This window comes from Nocardia sp. NBC_00881 (assembly GCF_045207455.1).
Classification (GTDB): Bacteria; Actinomycetota; Actinomycetes; order Mycobacteriales; family Mycobacteriaceae; genus Nocardia.
This window is the reverse complement of record NZ_CP108798.1, coordinates 2437065-2458388: the sequence shown is the minus strand read 5'-3', so window position 1 is coordinate 2458388 and position 21324 is coordinate 2437065. Positions and strand designations below refer to the sequence as shown.

Annotated in this window: 20 protein-coding genes and 1 riboswitch; of the genes, 10 read left to right on the top strand and 10 right to left on the bottom strand. The window is 68.1% G+C overall.

Annotated features, from left to right (window positions below; translation table 11 throughout):
* The first annotated feature begins 96 nt into the window (after positions 1 to 96).
* Positions 97 to 795, top strand: coding sequence for a DUF4333 domain-containing protein (locus OH799_RS09475; protein WP_406278036.1), 699 nt, complete (start codon positions 97 to 99; stop codon positions 793 to 795).
* Between the two features lie 123 nt (positions 796 to 918).
* Here the strand turns inward: OH799_RS09475 and OH799_RS09470 are convergent, their stop codons facing one another.
* A complete protein-coding gene (locus OH799_RS09470) occupies positions 919 to 1887 on the bottom strand; it encodes a 5'-3' exonuclease H3TH domain-containing protein (RefSeq protein WP_406278033.1) in 969 nt (322 codons plus the stop codon).
* Positions 1888 to 2007: 120 nt separating this feature from the next.
* Between OH799_RS09470 and OH799_RS09465 the strand changes: the two genes are divergently transcribed.
* Positions 2008 to 3135, top strand: a complete 1128-nt coding sequence (locus OH799_RS09465) for a M24 family metallopeptidase (protein ID WP_406278030.1) — start codon at positions 2008 to 2010, stop codon at positions 3133 to 3135.
* Positions 3136 to 3400: 265 nt separating this feature from the next.
* On the opposite strand, the gene OH799_RS09460 is transcribed toward OH799_RS09465, so the two are convergent.
* From OH799_RS09460 to OH799_RS09450, 3 genes are read right to left on the bottom strand one after another with little or no spacing between them, the layout of a single operon-like run.
* Positions 3401 to 3565: a hypothetical protein gene (locus OH799_RS09460; RefSeq protein ID WP_406271992.1), complete on the bottom strand. Its 165-nt coding sequence runs from the start codon at positions 3563 to 3565 to the stop codon at positions 3401 to 3403.
* Positions 3562 to 4695, bottom strand: a complete 1134-nt coding sequence (locus OH799_RS09455) for an IS701 family transposase (protein ID WP_406271995.1) — start codon at positions 4693 to 4695, stop codon at positions 3562 to 3564. The genes OH799_RS09460 and OH799_RS09455 overlap by 4 nt, the downstream gene beginning before the upstream one ends.
* Positions 4696 to 4740: 45 nt before the next feature.
* Positions 4741 to 5184 (bottom strand): PPOX class F420-dependent oxidoreductase, encoded by a 444-nt coding sequence (locus OH799_RS09450; protein WP_406278027.1) that lies wholly within the window; start codon positions 5182 to 5184, stop codon positions 4741 to 4743.
* 106 nt (positions 5185 to 5290) lie between these two features.
* On the opposite strand from OH799_RS09450, the gene OH799_RS09445 reads away from it, so the two are divergent.
* The 4 genes from OH799_RS09445 (at position 5291) to OH799_RS09430 (ending at position 8832) form a co-directional block, all read left to right on the top strand.
* Positions 5291 to 6046 (top strand): SDR family NAD(P)-dependent oxidoreductase, encoded by a 756-nt coding sequence (locus tag OH799_RS09445; protein ID WP_406278024.1) that lies wholly within the window; start codon positions 5291 to 5293, stop codon positions 6044 to 6046.
* Entirely contained in the window at positions 6043 to 7314 is a 1272-nt protein-coding gene (gene cbiE / locus OH799_RS09440; RefSeq protein WP_406278021.1) for a precorrin-6y C5,15-methyltransferase (decarboxylating) subunit CbiE, read from the top strand. The genes OH799_RS09445 and cbiE overlap by 4 nt, the downstream gene beginning before the upstream one ends.
* Positions 7315 to 7393: 79 nt before the next feature.
* Entirely contained in the window at positions 7394 to 8035 is a 642-nt protein-coding gene (locus OH799_RS09435; RefSeq protein ID WP_357262141.1) for a DUF6861 domain-containing protein, read from the top strand.
* Between the two features lie 2 nt (positions 8036 to 8037).
* Positions 8038 to 8832: a cobalt-precorrin-6A reductase gene (locus OH799_RS09430; protein WP_406281938.1), complete on the top strand. Its 795-nt coding sequence runs from the start codon at positions 8038 to 8040 to the stop codon at positions 8830 to 8832.
* Here the strand turns inward: OH799_RS09430 and OH799_RS09425 are convergent.
* The 4 genes from OH799_RS09425 to OH799_RS09410 form a co-directional block, all read right to left on the bottom strand.
* Positions 8809 to 9339 carry a PadR family transcriptional regulator gene (locus OH799_RS09425; RefSeq protein ID WP_357262144.1) on the bottom strand — a complete coding sequence of 177 codons (531 nt, stop codon included), beginning with the start codon at positions 9337 to 9339 and terminating at the stop codon, positions 8809 to 8811. The genes OH799_RS09430 and OH799_RS09425 overlap by 24 nt on opposite strands.
* Before the next feature lie 86 nt (positions 9340 to 9425).
* Positions 9426 to 11006 carry a precorrin-2 C(20)-methyltransferase gene (locus OH799_RS09420; RefSeq protein ID WP_406278016.1) on the bottom strand — a complete coding sequence of 527 codons (1581 nt, stop codon included), beginning with the start codon at positions 11004 to 11006 and terminating at the stop codon, positions 9426 to 9428.
* The gene (locus tag OH799_RS09415; RefSeq protein WP_406278013.1) at positions 11003 to 11638 is read right to left on the bottom strand and encodes a precorrin-8X methylmutase; all 636 of its coding nucleotides are present in this window, start codon (positions 11636 to 11638) and stop codon (positions 11003 to 11005) included. The genes OH799_RS09420 and OH799_RS09415 overlap by 4 nt, the downstream gene beginning before the upstream one ends.
* Positions 11639 to 11706: 68 nt before the next feature.
* The gene (locus tag OH799_RS09410) at positions 11707 to 12144 is read right to left on the bottom strand and encodes an Lrp/AsnC family transcriptional regulator (protein ID WP_406278010.1); all 438 of its coding nucleotides are present in this window, start codon (positions 12142 to 12144) and stop codon (positions 11707 to 11709) included.
* A 137-nt stretch (positions 12145 to 12281) separates the two neighbouring features.
* Here OH799_RS09410 and ddaH point away from each other — a divergent pair, with 137 nt between their 5' ends.
* The gene (ddaH, locus tag OH799_RS09405) at positions 12282 to 13121 is read left to right on the top strand and encodes a dimethylargininase (protein ID WP_406278007.1); all 840 of its coding nucleotides are present in this window, start codon (positions 12282 to 12284) and stop codon (positions 13119 to 13121) included.
* A gap of 149 nt (positions 13122 to 13270) precedes the next feature.
* Here the strand turns inward: ddaH and cobG are convergent, their stop codons facing one another.
* On the bottom strand, positions 13271 to 14506 hold the full coding sequence (gene cobG, locus OH799_RS09400; protein WP_406278004.1) for a precorrin-3B synthase: 1236 nt from the start codon (positions 14504 to 14506) through the stop codon (positions 13271 to 13273).
* A 153-nt stretch (positions 14507 to 14659) separates the two neighbouring features.
* Here cobG and OH799_RS09395 point away from each other — a divergent pair, with 153 nt between their 5' ends.
* The 3 genes from OH799_RS09395 (at position 14660) to OH799_RS09385 (ending at position 19603) form a co-directional block, all read left to right on the top strand.
* A complete protein-coding gene (locus OH799_RS09395; protein ID WP_406278001.1) occupies positions 14660 to 15100 on the top strand; it encodes a nuclear transport factor 2 family protein in 441 nt (146 codons plus the stop codon).
* 73 nt (positions 15101 to 15173) lie between these two features.
* Positions 15174 to 15295: riboswitch (cobalamin riboswitch) on the top strand.
* Between the two features lie 33 nt (positions 15296 to 15328).
* The gene (cobN, locus tag OH799_RS09390; RefSeq protein ID WP_406277998.1) at positions 15329 to 18901 is read left to right on the top strand and encodes a cobaltochelatase subunit CobN; all 3573 of its coding nucleotides are present in this window, start codon (positions 15329 to 15331) and stop codon (positions 18899 to 18901) included.
* Between the two features lie 174 nt (positions 18902 to 19075).
* Positions 19076 to 19603: a hypothetical protein gene (locus tag OH799_RS09385; RefSeq protein WP_406277995.1), complete on the top strand. Its 528-nt coding sequence runs from the start codon at positions 19076 to 19078 to the stop codon at positions 19601 to 19603.
* Between the two features lie 214 nt (positions 19604 to 19817).
* Here OH799_RS09385 and OH799_RS09380 read toward each other — a convergent pair whose 3' ends face one another.
* Positions 19818 to 21170, bottom strand: coding sequence for a cytochrome P450 (locus OH799_RS09380; protein ID WP_406277992.1), 1353 nt, complete (start codon positions 21168 to 21170; stop codon positions 19818 to 19820).
* Positions 21171 to 21324: the final 154 nt, after the last annotated feature.

Here is a 21324-nt window from a genome sequence, read left to right as displayed (position 1 = left end):
CTTTCGCGTACCGACCGTGGCGGAAGAGTCGTGTCATGCGACGAGGCCCACGCGGGGGGCTACCGTGAGTACAACGATGCGAGTGGAGGCAAGCAGATGAGCGGCCCTTTCGGACCGAGCGACCCCGGGGAGGGACGCAACGATCCCACCCAGCAATGGGGCGGACAGCAGGCACCCGGCGGGGCAGGTCCCACGCAGCAGTGGGGCGGTCAACCGCAGACCCCGGCCTCGGCCCAGCCGACCCAGCAATGGGGTGAGCAACAGCAGCCGCAGCAGTGGGGTCAGCAACAACCGCAGCAGTGGGGTCAGCAACAACCGCAGCAGCCCCAGTGGGGGCAGCAGCCCGCACAGCAGGGCCAGCCGCAGCAGGGCCAGCCGCAGTGGGGCCAGCCCCAACCGCAGGACTGGGGCCAGCAGGGCCAGCAGCAGTGGGGGCAGCAGCAGCCTCAGTGGGGCGCGCAGCAGGCGCCGCCGCAGGGCGGTAAGGGCGGCAAGGGCCTGATCATCGGCCTTTCCGTGCTCGGTGTCGTGGTGATCGGCGCGATCATCGGCCTCGTGCTGGTGCTAACCGCAAAGGACAAACTGGACCAGGCCGCGGTGCAGGACGGCGTGAAGAAGGTGCTGTCGGATTCCTACGGCATCCAGGATGTCAGCGACGTCTCCTGCCCGTCCGGCGAGGAGGTCAAGGTCGATGCCACCTTCCAATGCGATCTGAAAGTCAGCGGCGAGGCCAAGAAGGTGACCATCAAGATCACCAAGGAGGACGGTACCTACGAGGTCGGTCGCCCGAACTAGTTTCCGGCCCGCTTGCATCCCGGTGCGGCCCGCCCGCGGGTGGGCCGCACCGGTCCGAGTTCGGCGTCGAAACCGAGCGGTCCCATCGCGAAATGTGTGCGATGGGATTTTCTGCATGTGGGGTCAGGTGTCGCGTGCTGCGCCCATAGCCGTGATCAGGCGGGTGATCGGGCTCTCGGCGTTATAGGTGGTGGCGAGTTGACGCAGCCGGACCGGATCGGTGGGCTCGGTGGGGACGATATCGGTGCGGGAGAGTTCCACGTCAGCGTCACACACCACACGCACAACGGGCGCCGCGGCTTTCAAGTACTCCTGCGCGGTACGGAGTTTGGCGCGCACGCCGTTGGAGAGGTCGGCGTCCGGATCGTCGACGGCCGCGCGCAGAGCATCGAGCGAACCGAAGCGTGAGATCAGCATCGACGCGGATTTCTCCCCGATGCCCGCGACGCCGGGCAAGCCGTCGGAGGCGTCACCGCGGAGCGTGGCCATATCGGCGTACGCCGGGCCCGCATTCTGCTGCGGCACACCGTATTTCGCGGAGACCTCAGCCGGGCCGAACAATTCCGCCTTGGCCAGGCCGCGCCCGGCGTACAACACCCGCACCGGTGGTGCCGGTTCATCCCGCACGAGCTGGAGCAGGTCGCGGTCGCCGCTGACGACGATCACCGCGTCGGTGCGCTCCCGGGTGGCGAGGGTGCCGAGCACGTCGTCGGCCTCCAGCCCGGCCGCGCCACCGGTCGCGATGCCGGCCGCGTCGAGCACCTCCAGGATCATCGGCACCTGCGGCGTCAGCGTATCCGGAACCACCTCGGCGCCGGGCACGGTATCCGGCGAGGTATCCAGCCGGTGCGCCTTGTACGACGGCACCAGATCCACCCGATACTTCGGTCGCCAGTCCAGATCCAGGCATACCACCAGCCTGCTCGGCGCGTGCTTGGTTATCAGCGATGCCACCATGTCGGTGAAACCACGCAGCGCGTTCACCGACCGACCGTCCGGCGCGGTGATCTTATCCGGGATCGCGTGAAAGGCGCGGAACCACAGACTGGCTCCATCCAGCAGCAACAGGGGCCTACCAGCAGCAGAGGTCACGGGCTGAGGCTACTCGCCGATACCGACACCACCCGGGGCAACGGGCGGGCTGTCTGTCAGGCTTGCCCCCGGTAGGCGCCCGTGCCCAATGTCCGGTACCGGGCAGGTAACGTCGGTCGTATGAGCTCGCATACGGATTCCAGGTTCGCGGCGGACGTCTACGGTGCTCGACTCGAGCGGGCGGTGGAGCTGATGCGGGCCGCCCATCTGGATGCCTTGTTGATCACTCCAGGATCGGATCTTCGCTATCTGATCGGGTCGGCGGCAGAGTCCTTCGAGCGGCTCACCTGCCTGGTGATCCCGGCCGATGGCGCGACTCCGTCGGTGGTGATCCCGAAGCTGGAGCTCGCGTCGCTGGAGAATTCGGCGGCGGGCGAACTGGGTCTGCAGGTGCTCGACTGGGTCGACGGCACCAACCCGTACGGTGTGGTGAAGTCCGCGATGCACGTCGGTTCTCGGGTGGGTGTCGCCGATGCCATGCCCGCACTGCATCTGCTGCCGCTCGCGGAATCGTTCACGGGTCTACCGGTGTCCGCCACTCCGGTGTTGCGCGAACTGCGCATGATCAAGGACGCCGCCGAGGTGGACGCGCTGCGCCGCGCGGGCGCCGCGATCGACAGGGTGCACGCGCGGATGGGCGAGTTCCTGCAAGTGGGTCGCACCGAGGCCGCGGTCGGCGCCGACATCGAGGCCGCGATCATGGCGGAGGGTCACACCGAGGCGGCGTTCGTCATCGTCGGCAGCGGTCCACACGGCGCAGACCCGCATCACGGGGTGTCCGAGCGGCGCATCGAGGCCGGGGACGTGGTGGTGATCGATATCGGCGGCCCGGTCGACCCGGGCTACTATTCGGACTCGACCCGCACCTATGTGCTGGGCGACCCGAACCCGAAGGTGGCCGCGCGGTTCGCCGAACTCGAGCGCGCCCAAGCGGCCGCGGTAGCCGCGGTTCGCCCCGGCGTCACTGCCGCCGCGGTGGATGCCGCAGCGCGAAATCTATTGACACAGGCTGGTTTCGGTCCTGCCTTCGTCCACCGCACCGGCCATGGCATCGGCCTTTCGGTGCACGAGGAGCCCTACATCGTGGAAGGCAACGACCTTGTCCTCCAGCCGGGCATGGCCTTCAGTATCGAGCCGGGCATCTACTTCCGCGGCGAGTGGGGTGCTCGTATCGAGGACATCGTCGTCGTCACCGCCGACGGCAGCGAATCCATGAACAATCAACCCCATGGCCTCACGGTGCTGTGACCACCGGTGAATCGGAACCATCGCGGTGTGTCGAGAGAATCCAGCGGTGCACGCTCAGCGGTGACGTGAAGTCGCTCGGTGCGATGCTCTCCCTCGGTAAGCGATGCGTTTGGGCCGAGGATACCGCGGCATTGACCGGTGTTACGGGGTGCCGGTGCTGCGGCGACTCGTGGTGCTGGTTGCGGCGAGGTGGTCGTTGTGACCGATGCGCGGTGGTGGCGACACCACCGCGCATGGTCGATACGCCCTAATACTGCAACGACACTCAGGTGAGTGGGTGGCCGCGGCGCCGGTAGTGGGATAGGCGGGCTTGGTGTTGTCGGCGGCGGCGCCATCTCGACCAGGCCCAGATGTGGTCGGCGGGGTGGTGGCGGGTGAGTACGAAGGCGATGAGCAGGCGTCGGATCTCCGGTATGGTGAGGGCGATCATGTCTTCGGCGATGTCGGCGATTCCCCTTTTGTGGCAATGGTTTTCGATGCCGCCAGCCAGGCCAGGGCGAGCATGGACAAGGTGATGTGGGCGTACCAGGCGCGCCAGGTGCGGACCTGGTAGTGGTCTAGCCCGGCCTCGTTCTTGGCCTGCTGGAATGCTTCTTCGATGTGCCAACGGGATCCGGCGGTCCAGGCCAGGTCGACCAGCCGGGCCGAGTGTGGCCCGTAGCAGAGGTAATAGGAGATCTCGGTGGGGTCGCTGATGCTGCGCCGCGCCAGCAGCCAGTGCCCGCGTCCGCGGGCCCAGGTGCCGTCGATCTGGCGGCGTGCCCAGTCGTATTCGCGCGGCCCGTGCGCGCCAGCGCCGACCGACAACCGCTGCCACGAGGTGGCAGGTAGTTCGGTGATCAGCTCGTCGGCGCGCGCGGCGCGGTCCGCGCGAGTGGTCACTTGCTGGTCGCAGCGGGTGGCCATCACGTAGAACACGTCGCGAGACTCCAGCCAGCCGCGCAGATAACCGGCCTGGCCGTAGGCTTCGTCGGCGGTGAACCACGCAAACGGAACCGCCGCGGCCAGCACCCGCTCCAGCATCACGATGACCTGCCGCGGTTTGGTGGCGAACTCCACGTCGTCGGGGATCCCCGCAGCCCGGCAGCGGTCCCGATCATCGGTCCACGACTCGGGAACATAAAGTTCCCGGTCGATCAGAGCGTGCCCATGCCGGGATGCGTACCCCAGAAACACGCCGATCTGGCAATTTTCCGTGCGTCCGGCGGTACCCGAATACTGGCGTTGCACCCCGGCCGATTTCACACCCTTCTTCAGAAAACCGGTCTCATCGGCGGCCACCACCGCCTCTGGATCGCCCAGGTGGGCGACCACATAGGCGCGCACGTCGTCACGGACCCCGTCGACGTCCCAATCCGCCTTACGCAAAAGCCGCTGCATCCCCTCCGGGCCTGCCTCACCAGCACGCTCCGCCAGTGTCCACCCATTCTTGCGTTCCAAACCCGCCACCAGCCCCGACACGTACTCACGCGCCCGAGCCCGCGGCTCGGAACGCGCGAACCGACCCCCGATCCGCGACATCAACGAATCCAACTCCGCCACAACACGATCCAACACCACACAACAGATCTACCAGCACCAACTCACACAGGTGTCGTTGCAGTACTAAGCGGTGGCGCCGTTTTCTGCGGCTTTGCCGTTGGCGGCCGGTGCGAGGAGGGTGCTGCTCGAAAGGACGCGCCGGACCTGGATCGCGATCACCACGCGGGTCGGGTTCTCGCGGGGGACGCGGTAGCGGCCGGCGTAGCGCTCCACCGCCTCGGCTACGTCCTCCGCGTCGTCGAGCACGGTCGCTGGGCCCTCCAGGGTGATCCACCGGATTCCGTCGACCTGGCTGACCGCCGCGTACCCGGTGCGGCGCACATTGCGCACCTTCACCGATCCGTCGTTGGTGATCACCCGCGCGATTCCCGCCTTCTCGTCCCAAGTGAAACCCACCGCCACCACATGCGGCGTCCCATCCGCCCGCAATGTCGTCAACGTGGCAAGGTGCCGTTCCGCCACGAACTCCACAGCACCAGGCGACAACTCGGCAATACTCGTCGGCATTCCCCGACCGTAACCCACTCGCCATCGGCCCCGACGAGTGGCACATGGTTGCGGCGGAGCGCGAGACCTCCGGTGGTACCACTCGTCGAGCTGACAGACTGGCCGTATGGGAACGCGAGGGTTGGCCGAGGGCACGGTGCTGCTGCTCGGGGGGCGTAGTGAGATCGGGGTCGAGGTGGCTCGGAGGCTGGCGCCGGGGCGGGTGGTGGTTCTCGCGGCCCGGCGCAGCGGCGAATTGGGTGAGCACAGCGAGGAGATCGCGGCCGCGGGCGCGACCGCCGTGCACAGGGTGGAGTTCGACGCCGACGACGTCGCAAGTCATCCGGCGATGCTGGCGAAAATCGCCGCCGAGCACGGTCCGATCGGCATCGCGGTGCTCGCGTTCGGTGTGCTCGGTGATCAGGGTCGTGCCGAGCAGGACCCCGCCCACGCGATGGCGATCCTGCACACCGACTTCGTCGCGCAGGCCGGTGTACTCACCAGCCTGGCGAATCTGCTGCGTGCCCAGGGAGCCGGGCAGATCGTGGTGTTCAGTTCGGTGGCGGGCATCCGCGTCCGCCGCGCCAACTATGTTTACGGATCGGCCAAGGCCGGCCTCGACGGTTTCGCGAGTGGTCTCGCCGACTCGTTGCACGGCAGCGGCGTTCATCTGCTGCTGGTGCGTCCCGGCTTCGTCATCGGCCGGATGACCGAAGGCATGTCTCCCGCGCCGTTCTCCAGCACGCCCGACCAGGTCGCCGCCGCCGTGGTCAAGGGGCTGCGCACGGGAGCGGATCGCGTCTGGGTGCCCTGGATCCTGCGGCCGGTGTTCTTCGCGATGCGCCTTCTGCCTCAACCGATCTGGCGCCGGATGCCGCGGTGACCAGCTCATCTGTGGTGTGGACCGGACCGCCGATCGCGGTCGTCGGGATCGGCGCCGACGGTTGGGACGGTCTCGGACGCGTCGCGCGGGAAGCCGTCGCCGACGCCGAGGTCCTCTTCGGTTCGGCCCGTCAGCTCGCGCTCGTTCCCGACCTGGTGGCGGGCGAGCGGGTGGCTTGGCCTTCGCCGTTGGTCCCCGCACTGCCCGGGTTGCTCGAACGGCATGCCCGGTCGCGGCTGTGTGTCTTGGCCAGCGGCGATCCGATGTTCTACGGCATCGGCGTCACGCTGGCCCGATTTCTCGGACCGCGGGCGCTGCGCGTGCTGCCGCAGCCGTCGTCCGCCTCGCTGGCCTGCGCACGACTCGGGTGGTCGCTGGCCGAAACGCCGGTGGTCAGCGTGGTGGGACGCCCGCTGGAAACGGTGTTGCCCGAACTGGCCGACCGCAGGCGTCTGTTGGTACTCAGCGCCGACGAGCACACACCGGCGCGCCTGGCGGAGCTGCTGGGTCGCCACGGTTTCGGTGCGTCCGAGCTGACCGTCCTCGAGCAACTGGGCGGACCGGCCGAATGCCTCGGCATGGGTGTCGCGAAGCGGTGGGAGCGCCTACCTGGTGACCCGCTGAACATCGTCGGGGTCTCCTGTGTGGAGGACCTGGAGCACCCGCGCACCACGCGGCTGCCCGGCCTGCCGGACGAGCTTTTCAGCGGTGACGGGCAGCTCACCAAGCACGAGGTCCGCGCGTTGACGCTGGCGGCGTTGGCCCCCGCCCCTGGCGAGCTGCTGTGGGATGTCGGGGGCGGCTCGGGCAGCATCGCGATCGAATGGTGCCGCGCGCATCAGGCCAATCGCGCCGTCATCTTCGAGCGGCTGGAGCGTCGAAGGACGCACATCGCCGACAATTCCGCGGCTCTCGGGGTCCCGCACATCGTGGTGCGTGGCGAGCTGTGCGCGGAAGTCGGTCGCGCTGAAATCGACTCTCCTGACGCTATTTTCGTCGGCGGCGGGCTGACTCAGGATGGGCTCCTCGGGACATGCTGGGCGCAGCTGCGACACGGCGGAAGGCTTGTCGCGAACGCGGTGACCGCGGAATCGGAATCACTGCTGCTCAGCTGGGCGGCGGCACAAGGCGGTGAGCTGCGGAAGTTCCAGATCTACCGTGCCGAACCGCTGGGATCATTCACGGCCTGGCGGCCTCAGCTTCCGGTGGCGCAGTGGTCGGTGGTGAAAAGGGAAAATATCGTTCCGGAATTCCCAGCCGATGGATGAACGCGTTCTCGGCCGCGGGGGTAGGGTCGGGGCCGAGTTCCGATCATGATCGGAAATCCGGTTCCTGACGGGGAGATACATGAGATACAAGAAATTCGCCGCTACCGCACTGATGGCAATCGCCGCCACCGGAGTCGCCGCTGGCACCGCTTACGGCGCGCCGCCCACGGCGCCCGCGCCCGCGCCGCCCACAGCGCCTGCACCGCGGGACCAGGCAACCTCGCCGACGGTCACAGGTGCGGATCAGGGTGTCGGCTATGTGCTGCAGCTCGCCGACGCGGGCAAGTCCGTGGTCACCAGCGTGACCGGCGGTGTGTTCGACCTCGACACCGACAAGCAGTCGGTCAGCCTGAAGAATGCCGCGGGCGAGACCGTCACCACGGTTCCGCTCGCCACGACGGCCAAGGGCCAGCAGGTCCAGATCGCCGCGAACATCGCCGACGAGGGCAGGCAGCTGACCCTGACACCGCAGGTCGCGCCGACCGCGAACGCGCCGGTCGCCGCCGAGTTCATCGGCGCGCAGGAGTGGTTCTTCGCCGAGCTGCAGCGCGCCTCCCTCGGTGCTCTGGTCGGTGGCCTGATCGGCGCCGCCATCGGCATCCTCTTCTTCGGTGTCGGCATCCTGCCCGGCGCCGTGCTCGGCGCGATCATCGGTCTCGCCGTCGCCGGTGGGCCGGAGTTGCTGAACGCGGGCATCGCCTACTTCAGCGGCCAGCCCTGAGAATTCTGATTCTGGGCGGCACCCGGGAAGCCAGGGAGTTGGCCCATATCGCTACCGGCGAGCGAGGTTTCGAGATCGTCTCCTCGCTCGCCGGTCGTGTGCGTGCGCCCCTGCTGCCGGAGGGCGCGGTCCGGATCGGCGGCTTCGGCGGCGCCGAGGGGCTGCGCGACTGGGTCGCGGACAAAGGTATCGAGGCCGTGGTCGACGCCACGCACCCGTTCGCGGCCGCCATCAGTGCCAATGCGGCTGTCGCCCTGCGCGATTCGGGTATTCCGCTGGTGCATCTACGGCGGCCGAGCTGGTCGCCGCAGACGGGAGATCGATGGGTACGAGTGCGGGATCTCGCCGCCGCCGTGCGCGTCGTCTCCACGCTCGGCGAACGCGTCTTTCTGACGATCGGCCGCCAAGGCGTCAGCGCCTTCGCGGGACAGGATGGGCAGTGGTTCCTGATCCGTGCCATCGATCCGCCCGAGGGCCCGTTGCCGCCGAATCGCGAAATTCTGCTTGCCCGAGGGCCTTTCGCGGTCGAAGGCGAATCGCGGCTGCTCGTGGAATATCGGATCGATGTGGTCGTCACCAAGGACAGCGGCGGCGACCAGACCCACGCCAAACTGGCCGCCGCACGCGCGGCGGGTATTCCGGTCGTCGTGATCGAACGCCCGCCTCTGCCTGACGGCGCCGTGATCGTGGAAACCGTTGCGCAGGCATGGGATTGGCTGCGTGAAGCACGAGGTGGCATCCGCCTCGCTGAGCACAGGGTGGGGGCGACTCGATCAACCGTCGAGAAGCTCCGGTAGATGGTCGAACCATTCCAGCACCGCCCTCTCGTAGCGGATGCCGAAATCCAATGTGGCGCGGGCGAAGGACGACTTCCCCTCGGGATTCTCGGCAAGATACTCGGTCAGCCGCCCCAGATGGATCTCCCGGTTGGCTGCGACGATGCCATCGAGCCGATCGCGATCGAGGTGCTCGCCGAACGAGAGCGTGAGCAGCAGCGGCACCCGGATGGTCTCGCCGCCGGGGTCGCGGCCGATCCATGCCAGGAACGCCTCTCGTCCCGCATCGGTGAGGCGATAGGGTGTCCGTTCACGAGCGCCGGTCTCGCCCTTCTCGACCAGCCCCGCCGCGTCCATCGCGGCGAGTTCGCGATAGACCTGGCTCTGCGTGATGGTCCAGAAGTCGCCGATGCGGTCTTGCGCCTCGGCCACCAGGTCCCATCCCGACATGGGACCTTCGTGCAGAAATCCGAGCAACGACGCCGCCGTGGAGTTCAACGACTTGCGTGTGGTCGCGGTGTTCGTCAACGACTGCTCCCTTTCGCTCTAACATTCCATAGTGGAATGTTACCCGAATGGAACGACTAGATGTCGCCAGCCAGCCGGTCGAGATCTTACGCGCCATCGACAGCCGCGTCGCCTGCGTGACCGTAGCGCCGGGAGGTGTAGACACGAGTGCCCTGGTCGGTCTCCACCGCCGCGGTGGTGGACGCACCGATGATCACCAGCGTGCGCATGTCCACTTCCGTGGGGTCGAGGTCACCAAGGGTCACCACGCGAACCGACTCGGCGGGACCGCCCACGTCGCGGCCGAGTACTACGGGCGTGTCGGGCTTGCGGTGCTCCAGCAGCAGGTCCCGCATCGCGCCCACCTGCCAGGTGCGTTGCGACGACGCGGGGTTGTAGACCGCGATCGCCATGTCGACGGCCGCGACGGCGGAAAGGCGTTGTGCGACAATCTCCCAGGGCTTGAGCCGGTCGGAGAGCGAGATCATCGCGTAGTCGTGTCCCAGCGGTGCACCCACCCGGCTGGCGACGGCGTTGGCCGCGGTGAGTCCGGGTAGCACGCGCACCGGAACCCTGTGCCACCGCGGGTCCGTGGATTCCTCCAGCACGGCCGCCGCCATCGCGAACACCCCTGGATCGCCCGAAGAGACGACCACGACGCGCCTGCCGCGCTCGGCCAGGTCGAGGGCCATGGTGGCGCGTTCGGACTCCACTCGATTGTCGCTGGCATGCCTGCGCTGGCCCGGACGCTCCGGCACCCGGTTCAGATAGGTGGTGTAGCCGACCAGATCAGTGGCCTCGGCCAGGGCCGCGCGCACCTCGTCGGTGGTCCACTCCGGCGCACCGGGACCCAAACCGACGACGACAACTTCGCCGATGGCTTCGGTCGAGTCCGTCTGTGGAACCGAGATCTGCTCAGCCACAGCAAAATTAGACTCGGCGCGTGGGAGCGGAGTGGTCGGCTCCGGGCCGGGGACGAGGGCGATGGCGAAGTAAGGGACCTCGGTGTCGTCGACCGAGTCGGCGTGCAGGACGCGCTGGTCCGACGTGCTCGCGCGCTCGACGTAGTACGCGCCTGCGAGGCGTCCGGAATCCGCAAGAGCCCGGCGCACACCGGGATAGGTGCGTCCCAGCTTCATGATCGCGGCGGCGTCGGTGTCACGCAGTCGCCGGGTGAGTTCGTCGGTGGGCATGGTGCCGGGCAGGACGGTGAGCACCTGCTCACCCTCGACCAGCGGTGTCCCTAACGCGGCCGACGCTGCGCTTACCGACGTGATGCCGGGGATGATCTCGGCCTCGAAGCGGTCGGCGAGGCGCCGGTGCATGTGCATATACGAGCTGTAGAACAGTGGGTCGCCCGCGGCGAGCAGCGCGACCGAACGGCCCGCCGCCAGGTGTCCGGCGAGCCGCTCGGCGGCCTGCTCGTAGAACTCGTCGATCGCGCCCTGGTAGCCGCCGGGGTGGTCGGTTGTCTCGGTGGTCACCGGATAGATGAGGTGCTCCTCCAGCTGGCCGGACCGCAGGTACGGCGCGGCGATGCTGCGGGAGATGCTGCGGCCGTGGCGAGCGCTGTGGAACGCGACGACATCGGCCACGCCGATAACCCTGGCCGCCTTGACCGTAACCAGCTCGGGATCACCGGGGCCGAGCCCGACGCCCCACAGTTTGCCGGGGCTGTGAATGCTCATTCTTGTTCGCTCGCAATCGCATTGAGCGCGGACGCGGTGATGGCGCTGCCGCCTCGTCTGCCTCGAACCGTGAGATACTCGACGCCGCCGGCATCGATCAGCGCGTCCTTGGACTCGACGGCGCCGACGAACCCGACCGGGATGCCGAGGACGGCAGCCGGTCGGGGCGCTCCCGCGTCGAGCAGGTCGAGCAAATGGAACAGGGCCGTCGGGGCATTGCCGATGGCGACGACCGCGCCGTCGAGACGGTCGCGCCAGAGCTCGAGTGCGGCAGCGGAGCGCGTAGTGCCCAACGTCGCGGCCAGTTCCGGTACGCGGGCATCGCCGAGGGTGCAGATCACCTCGTTGTCGGCGGGCAGTCGCTTGCGGGTCACCCCGGAGGCCACCATGGTCGCGTCACACAGAATCGGCGCGCCCGCGCGCAGCGCCGCTCGTGCGGACGCGACGACGCCGGTGGAGAAGGCGATGTCCTCCGCCAGATCCACCTGGCCGCTGCCGTGGATCATCCGCACGACCACCTGTGCCACGTCCGGGGGGAACCCGCTCAGATCGGCTTCGGCGCGGATCGTCGCGAACGAGCGCCGGTAGATCTCGGCTCCGTCGGTCAGGTAGCTGGCACGTACGTCGGGCATGCGGTCCACCCTAGGAGGTGGCGTGGGCGGCTCGGGTCGCGGGCTTCGTGTGCCGCGGCGGGGCCCGATCAGGTCCTCGGACGCTCGAGTATCCGTGACATGACGATCGAACTGCGGGTGCGCCCCACGCGTGCGTTCTCGCGAATCCGCTCGACGGTCACCTCGATCTCGGCCATGTCGGTGGCCATCACATGCACCAGGGCGTCGGCCTCGCCCGCGATCGTCCACACGCCGACCACCTGAGGGATCGGTTCCAGGCTGCGCTTCAGCTCGCCCGGGGAGATGTTGTCGCGGTAATAGACCTCGACGTATGCCTCGGTCTTCCATCCGAGCGCGGCCGGATTGACGAGGGCGGTGAATCCGGTGATCTGTTTGCTCGCGACCAACCGGTCGACCCGGCGCTTCACCGCGGGCGCGGACAGTCCGACCGCGCTGCCGATCTCCTGGAACGAGGCGCGCGCGTGCCCGAGGAGATGTTCGAGAATTCGGCGATCGAGGTTGTCCACGTCACACCTCCTCTGGCTTCACGCAATGATTAACCGTATGTTAGGCAATCTACGCAATGAATTGTTGTTCCCGGCACAATAGCAGGCGAATTACGGTCGTTGGAGTTGAAAGTTCACGCCGACCTCCGGAGCCACCGTTGACATCTGTAGCCACCCTCCAGGCCGAGTCCGCCGCACGTCGTCCGTCGCCGCGACGGTTCGTCATGTGCCGCCCGGATCACTTCGACGTCACCTACTCGATCAATCCCTGGATGAACCCCGATGAGCCCGTCGACCGCTGCCTGGCGATCGCGCAGTGGGAGACACTGCGCGCCAGCTACGAGGAGTATGGACACAAGGTCGATGTGGTGCCCGGTCTTCCGGGCCTGCCCGACATGGTGTTCGCCGCCAACGGCGGGCTGATCGTGGGGGACCGCGCGATGTCCGCCCGCTTCACCCACCCCGAACGTGCCGCCGAGGGGCCGGCCTATCACCGGCGATTCGCGGAGCTCGGGCTAGCCGGTGTGGTCGGCGCCGAGGAGCTGAACGAGGGGGAGGGTGACTTCCTCCTGGTCGGCGACCGGTTGTTGGCTGGCATGGGGTTCCGAAGCTCACTGGCGGCGCATGAGGAGGTGTCCCGCCACTTCTCGTTGCCGGTGGTCTCCCTGGAACTGGTAGATCCGCGTTTCTATCACCTGGACACAGTCCTGCTGCCGCTGGACTCCAGTACCGTCGCCTACTATCCGCCCGCATTCAGTGTGGCGGCCCGCGCGACCCTCGCCGACCTCTACCCCGACGCGATCCTTGCCACCGACGCCGACGCGGCGGTACTCGGGTTGAACGGCGTCTGCGATGGATTCAACGTCTTCCTCACCAGCCGCGCCACCGAACTGAGTGAAGCTCTCCGCGCACGCGGCTACAATCCGGTCGGTATCGAGATGTCCGAACTACTCAAGGCGGGCGGCAGCGTCAAATGCTGCACGCTCGAAATCCACTGAGCGAAACCGGGACACGCGCGCAGTCGGCCGCCGGTTCGGCGGCGGATAAGGCGATGGTGCCGTCGGACCACCTCGAGCAGGTGTCGGACGCCTCCGGTTCGGGCCGATCGCCGAGTGGGCTTCGGGCGCTGCCGCACCACGGCAGACTCTTATTCGAAGCGATAGCCCTCGTTGGTCGCCACGACATCGGTGACCGTTCCGCGGGGGCGGCCGCAGCGGCGGTCACAGCCGGACCAGTGCTGACGTCCGGCCACCGAGACCTCCGCCGGTGCCAGGAGTGGAGCATCCAGAATGCCTTGTCGCGGAGCCGGTTTCGCCTCCGCATGCGCGGTTCCCCGTTCGGCTCGTTCAGCTGGCGCAAGCACACGGCCTGCTGCGACCGCCGCCGTCGCATCGGCCCGGACATCGGTGTGCGACTTCGCGCAACCGGGCCGTCCCGCGCATGCGCTGACCAGTAGCCAGGGGGAATCGGCGTCGAAGATCAGGCCCATCGGCGCGAGCACGCGCACCACCTGTTCGGCGGCCCATTCCTCCAGGTCGGTGACGACCAGGCTGCGCCACGGCGTGACGAAGACCGTTCGTTCGACGGCGGCGAGGAATTCGGCGGTGCGGGCGGGCAGGGAGCCGAGGCGCACGCCGGCGCCGAGACCGACCAATCCGTCGTCCTGCTCCAGCCAACCGATCGGAATATCCTGGCCCGCAGCGAATTCGATTCGATCGGGCCTGGGTGAGAGACCCAGGAGATCGGCTAGGCGTTCAGCGCCGCGCTCGAGGTCGCGCAACCGCCACCGGCCTGGGTCGTCGCCGCGCAGCTCCAGGAAGCCGTGCGCGGCGGCGAGCATGACGTCGACCGCGTCGTCGGCGGTGATCCGGATGCCGCTGTCGCCTCCGGCCAGTAGCAGCGCGAAGTCGTCCGTGGCGACGGCATGCACACCGATGTCGGCGCCGAGTCCGCTGACATCGCCTCGACCGTCGTCGAGTGAGAACAGCACCCTGCCCGGCAGGTCGGCCAGACGCGGCGCGGCGAGCAGCCCGGCATCCAGTGCGGGTACCAGCGCGTGCACGTTCGTCAGTCCGCCGATCCGTCCGGACAGTGGAGAGGCAACGATATTGCGCACCCGCTCGTGGGTGCGGCTCGGCAGCAGACCCGCGCCGGCCAGCCGTTCCGTCAGTGCCGTGGCGTCGTATATCCGGCGCAGTTGGACGTTGCCGCGCGCGGTGAGCTCGATATTCCCGTCCCCGAGGTCGCGCGCAGCCTCGGCGAGCACCTGCCACTGCGCGGGCTCCACCCGCCCGCCGGGCACCCGAATCCGCGCCAGCGGCCCGTCGGCCGCCTCGTGCAGCCGCAGCACGCCGGGACAGGAATCAGCAACATGTCGCGCCATAGCCTCCTCAGCCTACGGACACCGCCAGGCGGAGGGCCCGCGCCGGCCCGGTGTATCCGCTGGCTCACCGCGACAGGGATGCCACCCGATGTGGAGTGGATCGTCGGCGGCGGGCGTCCGGTTCAGCGGTGTGTGGTCGTTTAGGGTGGGCGGATGTCTGAAATCGCTACGGTGGCGGACCGGCTCGATATCGTTGAGGTGATCACAAAGTTGTTCGTGTACACCGACCAGCGTCGGTGGGAGGGGTTGCTGGGGGAGGTTTTCACGTCCACGGTGGATTTCGACGGCGGGTTCGGCGGGCCGGTCGGGGATCGGGCCGCGGCCGACATCGTCGAGGACTGGCGGACTGGGCTCGCCGAGCTGGACGAGGTGCACCACCAGTCCGGTAATCACCTGATCGATCTTCGGGGTGACGTCGCGATCGCGCACGCCGACGCGATCGCTGTCCACGTGAAGAACTCGGCGGCCAACGGCAAGACCCGCACGTTTGTCGGCAGCTATTCGCTGGGCACCGTGCGCACCGCGGATGGATGGCGGATCGACCGGTTCCACTATTATCTGAAGGTCGTCGACGGGAACGGCGACTTGACCTAGTCGGATAGTGGACAACTTTTCGGCCACCCGCGCCGCGGAGCCTTGCCGCCGTCCCCGAGCAGGACACACGGGAAAGCCGGACTCGGGCGGCGGGTAGCATTTGCTTGCTCGGCGGACGACGAGGAAACCGGTGGAAATCCGGTGCGGTCGCGCCACTGTGAAAGCCAGACCCTCTCCGGCGAGCAGCGAACCCCCGATGGGCGCGTCACCCGAGGAAGGCTGCCACCCGTGTTTTTGTTGCTGTCCACATCCGACACCGATCTGCTGAGTGCCCGCGCCAGCGGCGCCGACTACCGGTGGGGCAACCCTGCTCGCCTGCTGGTCGACGATCTGCCCGGCCTGCTCGACGGCGTCGATCTGGTGATCGTGCGCATCCTCGGTGGCAAGCGGGCGTGGGAGGAGGGGCTGGCTGCACTGCGTGCCAGCGGCGTTCCGATGGTGGCGCTCGGCGGCGAGATCGCTCCGGACGCCGAGCTGATGGAGTGCTCGACCGTGCCGGGCGGTGTCGCGGCGGGCTCGCACAACTACCTCGCCGCCGGCGGCCCGGGCAACCTGCGTCAGCTGCACAACTTCCTGTCCGACACTGTGCTGCTCACCGGGCACGGCTTCGAGCCGCCGGTCCAGCTGCCCAGCTGGGGTGAACTGGACCGTGCCGCGGCGCCGGTCGACGGGCCCACGGTCGCGGTGATCTATTACCGCGCACAGCATCTCGCGGGCAACACCGCCTATATCGACGCCCTGTGCACCGCGCTCGAAAACGCGGGAACGCGCCCGCTGCCGCTATACTGCGCGTCGCTGCGTACTGCTGAGCCGGAACTCCTCGCCACCCTGCGGCAGGCCGACGCCCTGGTGGTCACAGTGCTGGCCGCGGGAGGAAGCAAACCCGCCACCGCCTCCGCCGGCGGCGAGGACGAGGCGTGGGACGTCGGCGCGCTCGCCGATCTGGATGTGCCCATCCTGCAGGGACTCTGTCTGACCAGCGGCCGCGCCCAGTGGGAGGCGAGCGACGACGGCCTGTCGCCACTGGACGTCGCCACACAGGTCGCCGTGCCGGAGTTCGACGGCCGGATCATCACGGTCCCGTTCTCGTTCAAAGAGTTCGATGCCGACGGCCTGTCGACCTACGTTCCCGACCCCGAACGTGCGGCTCGCGTCGCGGGTATCGCGACGCGCTACGCCCGCCTGCGCTACATTCCCGCCGCACGCAAGCGCGTCGCCGTCATGATGTCGGCCTACCCGACCAAGCATGCCCGCATCGGCAATGCCGTCGGCTTGGACACCCCGGCGAGCGCGATCCGGCTGCTCACTGAAATGCGTGCCGCCGGATACGATCTCGGCGATTCCGGCGAGGTCCCAGGCCTGGACGAACGCGACGGAGACACCCTCATCCACGCCCTCATCGCGGCGGGCGGACAGGATCCGGACTGGCTGACCTCCGAACAGCTGGAGGGCAATCCGATCCGCATCGGCGCGGCCACCTATGCCGCATGGTTCGACACGCTGCCCGAGGATCTGCGTGAAGCCGTCGTCGAGGCGTGGGGCCCGCCGCCGGGCGCGCTCTACGTCGACCGCTCGTCCGACCCGAATGGCGAGATCGTGATCGCGGCACTGCGTTTCGGCAACGTCGTGCTGATGGTGCAGCCGCCGCGCGGCTTCGGCGCGAATCCGGTCGCCATCTACCACGACCCCGACCTGCCGCCGAGCCACCACTACTTGGCCGCCTACCGCTGGCTCAGCGCGCCCGAGGGCTTCGCCGCCGACGCGATGGTGCACCTCGGCAAGCACGGAAATCTGGAATGGCTGCCCGGCAAAACGCTCGGCATGTCCGCCTCCTGCGGCACCGACGCCGCGCTCGGCGACCTGCCGCTGATCTACCCGTTCCTGGTGAACGACCCCGGCGAAGGCACCCAGGCCAAGCGGCGCGCACACGCCACGCTGGTCGACCATTTGATCCCGCCGATGGCCCGGGCCGAAAGCTACGGCGACATCGCGCGTCTGGAACAGCTGCTCGACGAGCACGCCAACATCTCCGCCCTCGACCCGGCCAAGCTCCCGGCCATCCGCCAGCAGATCTGGACGTTGATGCGCTCCGCCGAGATGGACCACGATCTAGGGCTCACCGAGCGCCCGGACGAGGAGTCCTTCGACGACATGCTGCTGCACGTCGACGGCTGGCTGTGCGAGATCAAGGATGTGCAGATCCGCGATGGTTTGCACGTGCTCGGCCAGGCGCCTGCTGGGGATGCCGAACTCGACCTGGTGCTGGCAATGCTGCGTGCCCGTCAACTCTGGGGCGGCGAGCGTTCGGTGCCCGGCCTACGTGAAGCGCTCGGCCTCGACGAGTCCGGAACCGAGGCGCGTGAGCGCGTCGACGCCGTTGAAGGCCGGGCCCGGGAACTGGTTTCGGCATTGCAGGCCGCGAACTGGTCGCCGGACGCCGTCGACGGCATTACCGACAATGCGGAGGTCCGCCGGGTGCTGCGATTCGCGGCTACCGAGGTGGTGCCGCGCCTGCGTCGGACCGGCGCGGAAATCGAGCGGGTGCTGCACGCGCTCGACGGCGGGTTCATCCCGGCGGGCCCGAGCGGTTCTCCGCTGCGCGGCCTGATCAATGTGCTGCCGACCGGGCGCAATTTCTACTCGGTCGACCCGAAGGCTGTGCCGTCGCGCCTGGCCTGGGAAACCGGTCAGGCTATGGCGGAATCGCTGCTGGACCGGTACAAAGCCGACCATGGCGTGTACCCCCGGTCGGTGGGTTTGTCGGTGTGGGGCACCTCCGCCATGCGCACCTCCGGCGACGATATCGCCGAAGTCCTTGCGCTGCTGGGTGTCCGACCGGTATGGGACGAGGCGAGCCGCCGGGTCACCACACTCGAGGTGATCCCGCTTGCGGAACTTGGCCGCCCCCGGGTCGATGTCACCGTGCGCATCAGCGGCTTCTTCCGCGACGCCTTCCCGCATGTGCTCGCCCTGCTGGACGACGCGGTCCGCCTGGTCGCCGACCTGAATGAGCCGGCCGAGTCGAATTACGTGCGCGCGCACGCCGAGGCCGACCTCGCCGAGCACGGCGACCGGCGCCGCGCGACCACCCGTCTCTTCGGCTCCAAGCCTGGCACCTACGGTGCCGGGCTGCTCCAGCTGATCGATTCGAAGAGCTGGCGCACCGATGACGACCTCGCGCAGGTGTACACCACGTGGGGCGGCTACGCCTACGGCCGCGATCTCGACGGCGCGCCCGCCGCCGAGGACATGCGCGGCGCGTACCGGCGCATCGCGGTGGCCGCCAAGAACACCGACACCCGCGAGCACGACATCGCCGACTCCGACGACTATTTCCAGTTCCACGGTGGCATGGTCGCCACCGTTCGGGCGTTGACCGGCAGGAACCCCGAGGCCTACATCGGCGACAGCACCCGCCCCGACGCGGTGCGCACGCGGACCCTGTCGGAGGAGACCTCGCGAGTGTTCCGTGCCCGCGTGGTGAACCCGCGCTGGCTGGAGGCCATGCGCAGGCACGGTTACAAGGGCGCCTTCGAGATGGCGGCGACCGTCGACTACCTGTTCGGCTATGACGCCACCACCAATGTCGTCGCCGACTGGATGTACGAGAAGCTCTCGGAGAGTTATGTTTTCGACGACGTGAACCGCAAGTTCATGGAGCAGTCCAACCCGTGGGCGCTGCACGGTATCGCAGAGCGGCTGTTGGAGGCCGCCGAGCGCAAGCTCTGGGAGCACCCCGAACCGGCCACCCTCGATCGGCTGCGTCAGGTCTACCTGGAGACCGAAGGAGAATTGGAGTAGTCCGAAAAACAACCCCCCAGTTTTCGGGGAATGTCGAAATATATGATCTTGCAAGGCAATTCGATTATCCACAGCTCTCGACATCGTCATGTCGGGAGCGAATGATGAGTGATGTTTCATGGCCGTTTTCCGGGGAACGCCACACTCATATCGGCTGGATGATTGGAAAGTCTCATGAGAATAAGGAAATTGGTAGCGACCACGCTGCTGACCATTGCCGCCACCGGAGTCACCGCGGCCACCGCCCACGGTCAGGCCGAGGTGTCCGAGCAGGTGATCAGCGGTGTCGACCACGGTGTCGCCTACACGGCGGCCGTCGCACCCGACCGGTCGAGCGCGACAGTCACGCTGGCCTCCGGCACGTTCGGCTTGACGCCGGATGCGGAGGTGGCGGTGCTCGCGCCGGACGGCGCGGTGGTCGCGACGGTGCCGACCACCGTGCAGAGCGTGGCCGGTCAGCAGGTCAGGGTGGTGCCGGAAGTCGACGCGGCCGCGACCACGCTGACGTTGACGCCGGTTGGCGCCGCCGTGCCGGAACCGGGTGCGCCACAGTTCATCGGTGACGCGGGCACCACCGTGGCAGGTGTGTTGATCGGCTGCGCCGTCGGCGCGTTGATCGGTCTCCTCTTCTTCATCGTCGGGTTCGTGCCCGGCTGTGTGATCGGTGGCATCATCGGCGGTGTCGCGGGGGCGAACCAGTAGTAGGGCGCTGCGACGGCGAATCGGCCGTGGTCGGTACTTATTTCCGAGCGCGGCCGGTTCTCTGTGCCGCTGGATTGTGCCGTGCGCCCGGTCCGGTCGCGCTACAGCTGCAATAGCGAGAGCCGCACCAACGCGGAGGTCTTCCGCGATCATGACAGCGATCGCGGAAGTATTGCTTCCGCGATCGGCAGCCGTATCGGAGCGCTCGCAGGTGCTAGCGGGTCTGTGTCATGCACGGCTCGACCGCGAAGTCGAGCCCGAAGTTGTTCAAGGTCACCGGCAGCGGAGCGCTCGGGTCCGGCTGTGGCGTGGACCGCAGTCGGAATTCGGCGGCGGTCAGCAAGTGCGCGAGCAGCGTGCTCGTGACGAACAGGACGAGGTTGCGGCCAGGGCAGTCGGCTGGGCCCGCGCTGAACGGCACCAGTTGCGGATACTGTTCCGCGCGGCCGTCGAGCCAGATGTCCGGAACGAACTCGTCGGCGAACGGCAGCAGGTCGGGATCCCGATGGAAGGCCGGGACCGCGATCATCAGCGCGGCACCCGCCGGGATGGTGAAGCGCTCGTCGCCGTCGCGCCACTGCGTGTCGGTGGTGACGTCCCGCAGGATCGTCGGCGTGGTCGGCCACAGCCGCACCGACTCGAGCACACAGGCCCGCAGGTAGTTCCGCAGGTCCAGACGACCCGGATCGGCGGCGTCGGCCAACGCGCGGGCATGCTGCTGGGGGTGGGTGGTCAGCACCGCAAGCGCTCGGCTCAGCGCCATCCCCGCGGCATCGAACGCGAACAACCAATGCGGAATCTGCCCGACGGGGTCTGTGGCGCCCCCTGCCGGGAGAGCGGCCAGTGCCCCGGCCAGACTGTCGGGTTGGGCGGACTCGACATAGCGGTACAGGCGATTGGTGAACAGGTCGCGCTGCCTGCGGTGCGCAGGCGCCAGAAACGACCAGTTGCCCGCCGAGCGCAGTCGCCAGAGTTCGTCGGTCAGTGTGCTGTCGTCGCGGCCCCGGTCGCCGAGCACCAGCCGTCGCACCAGTCGCCACCAGTGCACCGTGAACTCTGACGCGTCCAGGTGACCCCGGTGCAGCGCGGACACGACGATTTCGCGCGCCTCGGTCGCGACGACTGCGGCGAACGGCCCCGCGAGTCGATGCAGCGGCTCGCCCGCGTCCAGCGCGGCCTCGTTCAGCGCTCGGCGCTGTGTACGAATCGGGCCGTCGGACAAGAGGACACCGTGCGGCTGGAATTGACGCAGCGCGGCACGCTTCTCCCGATTGGCCGGGTGAAACGGTGTCGGCGAGTCGGCAAGCACTCGGCCGACGTCACCCGGGTCGAGTACGACGATGATCCGTCGTCCTGGCACAACGAGTTCCACTGGACCGGAACCGAATTCGCGACGCAGCAGCCGCATGCGTTCGATGGCTCGGGAATCGGCCCTGGTGCGCTCGAGCAATCCCAGCACCGGCCGTCGCCGTGCGATCACCCCGGACGCGACCGAGGCGAATCCGAGATCCGCCAACGCCGCCGCCGCGGACACCCCCACCAGTCGGTGTTCGCGGGTCCTTGTCATACGGCCTCCTCCCGGTGTATCGACGTCGACACGGTGCCGACGACCGAGCAATTACCCGGCAATGTGCGCCTGAAACCGCGCGCGGTGCGCACGCATCGGTTGTCTTCCTCATCTCCGCAGGTCGGAGCACGGAATACCGCCGAAGATGTCGGGT

Bases quoted from the DNA above. Each gene is read 5' to 3' on its own strand.
- OH799_RS09475 (WP_406278036.1), top strand. From the start codon at position 97: ATGAGCGGCCCTTTCGGACCGAGCGACCCCGGGGAGGGACGCAACGAT.
- OH799_RS09465 (WP_406278030.1), top strand. From the start codon at position 2,008: ATGAGCTCGCATACGGATTCCAGGTTCGCGGCGGACGTCTACGGTGCT.
- OH799_RS09460 (WP_406271992.1), bottom strand. From the start codon at position 3,565: ATGATCGCCCTCACCATACCGGAGATCCGACGCCTGCTCATCGCCTTC.
- OH799_RS09450 (WP_406278027.1), bottom strand. From the start codon at position 5,184: ATGCCGACGAGTATTGCCGAGTTGTCGCCTGGTGCTGTGGAGTTCGTG.
- OH799_RS09445 (WP_406278024.1), top strand. From the start codon at position 5,291: ATGGGAACGCGAGGGTTGGCCGAGGGCACGGTGCTGCTGCTCGGGGGG.
- OH799_RS09435 (WP_357262141.1), top strand. From the start codon at position 7,394: ATGAGATACAAGAAATTCGCCGCTACCGCACTGATGGCAATCGCCGCC.
- OH799_RS09420 (WP_406278016.1), bottom strand. From the start codon at position 11,006: ATGAGCATTCACAGCCCCGGCAAACTGTGGGGCGTCGGGCTCGGCCCC.
- OH799_RS09415 (WP_406278013.1), bottom strand. From the start codon at position 11,638: ATGCCCGACGTACGTGCCAGCTACCTGACCGACGGAGCCGAGATCTAC.
- cobG (WP_406278004.1), bottom strand. From the start codon at position 14,506: ATGGCGCGACATGTTGCTGATTCCTGTCCCGGCGTGCTGCGGCTGCAC.
- OH799_RS09395 (WP_406278001.1), top strand. From the start codon at position 14,660: ATGTCTGAAATCGCTACGGTGGCGGACCGGCTCGATATCGTTGAGGTG.
- OH799_RS09385 (WP_406277995.1), top strand. From the start codon at position 19,076: ATGAGAATAAGGAAATTGGTAGCGACCACGCTGCTGACCATTGCCGCC.
- OH799_RS09380 (WP_406277992.1), bottom strand. From the start codon at position 21,170: ATGACAAGGACCCGCGAACACCGACTGGTGGGGGTGTCCGCGGCGGCG.